The organism is Rhodococcus sp. (in: high G+C Gram-positive bacteria), assembly GCF_049591685.1.
Lineage (GTDB): Bacteria > Actinomycetota > Actinomycetes > Mycobacteriales > Mycobacteriaceae > Rhodococcoides.
In genome coordinates, this window is the sequence record NZ_JBAWFH010000171.1 from 1 (window position 1) to 2,557 (window position 2,557).

Below are 2,557 nucleotides of genomic sequence, written 5' to 3' on the forward strand. Positions count from 1 at the left end.
CGTCAGAATGGTGCTGGCGAGAGCCGTTGCAATTGCAGACCCTGCGGGTGACCGGTAGACGGCAATGCCGATGATGATAGCGACAATTGTTGCGATGACGATCGACTGCACCACCGCGGACACATGCAGATAAGAATCGGTGAGTAATTGTTCTCGTCTACCTGAGACGAAGTTCCAAAATGCATCCATCGAACGTTAACCCACCCTCTTGTCGAGTAGACGGTCTTGTTTCGCGGATACTTGCAATCCGTCAGAAAAGAGAGTGGCTGATAGAACGCAAAAGCAAACCTGTTTTCGGCTACTCGTTACCCTCCGTACACACAAAAACGCCCGCCCCGCCGAAGATCGGCGAGGCGGGCGGGTGAAGCAGAGTCGATCACACGTCGTAGTAGAGCTCGAACTCGTACGGGTGCGGACGCAGGTTGACCGGAGCGATTTCCTGTTCGCGCTTGAGCGAGATCCAGGTCTCGATGAGGTCGGTGGTGAACACGCCGCCCTCGGTGAGGTACTCGTGGTCGGCCTCGAGCCGGTCGATGACCGCTTCGAGCGACGTCGGAGCCTGAGGGATGTTCTTGGCCTCCTCGGGAGGAAGCTCGTACAGGTCCTTGTCGACAGGGGACTGCGGTTCGATCTTGTTCTTGATTCCGTCCAGGCCGGCCATCATCTGCGCGGCGAAGTTCAGGTACGGGTTGCCCGAGCTGTCCGGTGCGCGGAATTCGAGACGCTTCGCCTTGGGGTTGTTGCCCGTGATCGGGATACGGACGGCCGCAGAGCGGTTGCGCTGGCTGTAGACCAGGTTGATCGGAGCCTCGTAGCCGGGCACGAGGCGGTGGTACGAGTTGACCGTCGGGTTGGTGAACGCCAGCAGCGACGGCGCGTGATGCAGGATGCCGCCGATGTAATGGCGAGCCAGATCGGACAGGCCTGCGTAGCCTGCCTCGTCGTGGAAGAGCGGCTTTCCGTCCTTCCACAGCGACTGGTGCACGTGCATGCCCGAGCCGTTGTCGCCGAAGAGCGGCTTCGGCATGAAGGTGGCCGACTTGCCGTTCTTCCATGCGGTGTTCTTGACGATGTACTTGAACAGCTGCAGATCGTCCGCGGCTGCGAGCAGGGTGTTGAACTTGTAGTTGATCTCCTGCTGGCCACCGGTGCCAACCTCGTGGTGGCCGCGCTCGAGCTCGAAGCCTGCGTTCTGCAGGTTGGTCGAGATCTCGTCGCGGAGGTCGACGTAGTGGTCGTACGGCGCGACGGGGAAGTAACCGCCCTTGGCGCGGACCTTGTAACCCAGGTTGGGGCTACCGTCAGCGTTGTGCTCGACGCCGGTGTTCCAGGCACCCGAGACGGAGTCGAGTTCGTAGAAGGCGCCGTTCATGGCGGAGTCGTAGCGAACCGAATCGAAGATGTAGAACTCGGCCTCGGCGCCGAAGAAGGCGGTGTCGGCAATGCCCGTCGACACGAGGTATTCCTCGGCCTTGCGTGCCACGTTGCGGGGGTCGCGGCTGTACGACTCACGCGTGAACGGGTCGTGCACGAAGAAGTTGACGTTCAGTGTCTTCGCGGCGCGGAAGGGATCGACCTGCGCGGTGGTGACGTCGGGCAGCAGCATCATGTCCGACTCGTGAATGGACTGGAAGCCGCGGACTGACGAGCCGTCGAATGCGAGGCCGTCTTCGAAGACATCCTGCGTGAAGGCAGACGCCGGGATCGAGAAGTGCTGCTGAATGCCGGGAAGATCCGTGAAGCGGATATCCACATACTCGATATTTTCGTCGGCGATGAATTTGATGACCTCTTCGGCCGTGGTGAACGCCACGCTGTTACTCCTTTGTCGATTCCGTCGACCAGCACGTTATGGACTCGGTGTTGCCCGCCAGTCAAGCCTGTGTTTCGCCCGTGTTACGTCGCGCCGAAAGCGCACGCACCGGAAGCGACGACAGCCCCGTTCGATCACGATCGAGACAAGTCGTGCTCTTCCGCATACCCTACGGTGGCGCACGAGCGATCCGGTCACCGCGCTGGCGGGCGCCGCGCACCGGTGCGTGACGGCTGTGATCGGATGCCGCCCGAAACGAGGCCTATCCTGGATGTCATGGCACGCATGACAGGTTCCTGGTTGTCCGGACCGAACGCCGCGGCGGAAGACGACGGCACCGAGCAGAAGTACCCCGGCGAGCGCCTGGGGCTGCCCGAGAACGCACCGGGCGCAATATCTGGCCTCGGTCGCCGCACGGCAGCGCTGGTGGTCGACTGGTTGATGTCCATGGGAATCTCTGCGCTGATCATCAGTATCTTCGGGATCAGCCAGTCCATGTCGACGATCACATTGGCCGTGTGGTTCGTCATCGGCGTCGGCTCGGTGACCATTTTCTCGTTCACGCCAGGGCAGCTCGTCGCGGGCATCCAGGTCGCAAGGGTCGACGCACCGGTACGCGTCGGGTTCGTGCGCGCCCTCGTGCGCACGTTCTTCCTGCTGTTCGTCTTCCCGGCCATCATCTCCGACCACGACGGCCGCGGCATGCACGACCGCGCAACGGGAACGGCGATGTTGCGGGGCAGG

General features: G+C 61.9%; 2 protein-coding genes and 1 pseudogene. 1 reads left to right on the top strand and 2 read right to left on the bottom strand.

The genetic code is table 11. The features are described from left to right. Both WBQ44_RS07295 and glnA read right to left on the bottom strand, forming a co-directional pair. Positions 1–189, bottom strand: a pseudogene (locus tag WBQ44_RS07295) (ABC transporter permease); the annotation flags it as partial. Between the two features lie 187 nt (positions 190–376). Then, entirely contained in the window at positions 377–1,813 is a 1,437-nt protein-coding gene (gene glnA, locus WBQ44_RS07300) for a type I glutamate--ammonia ligase (protein WP_495566050.1), read from the bottom strand. A gap of 276 nt (positions 1,814–2,089) precedes the next feature. Here glnA and WBQ44_RS07305 point away from each other — a divergent pair. Next, on the top strand, positions 2,090–2,557 hold a 468-nt coding region (locus tag WBQ44_RS07305; RefSeq protein WP_495566051.1), incomplete at its 3' end, for an RDD family protein.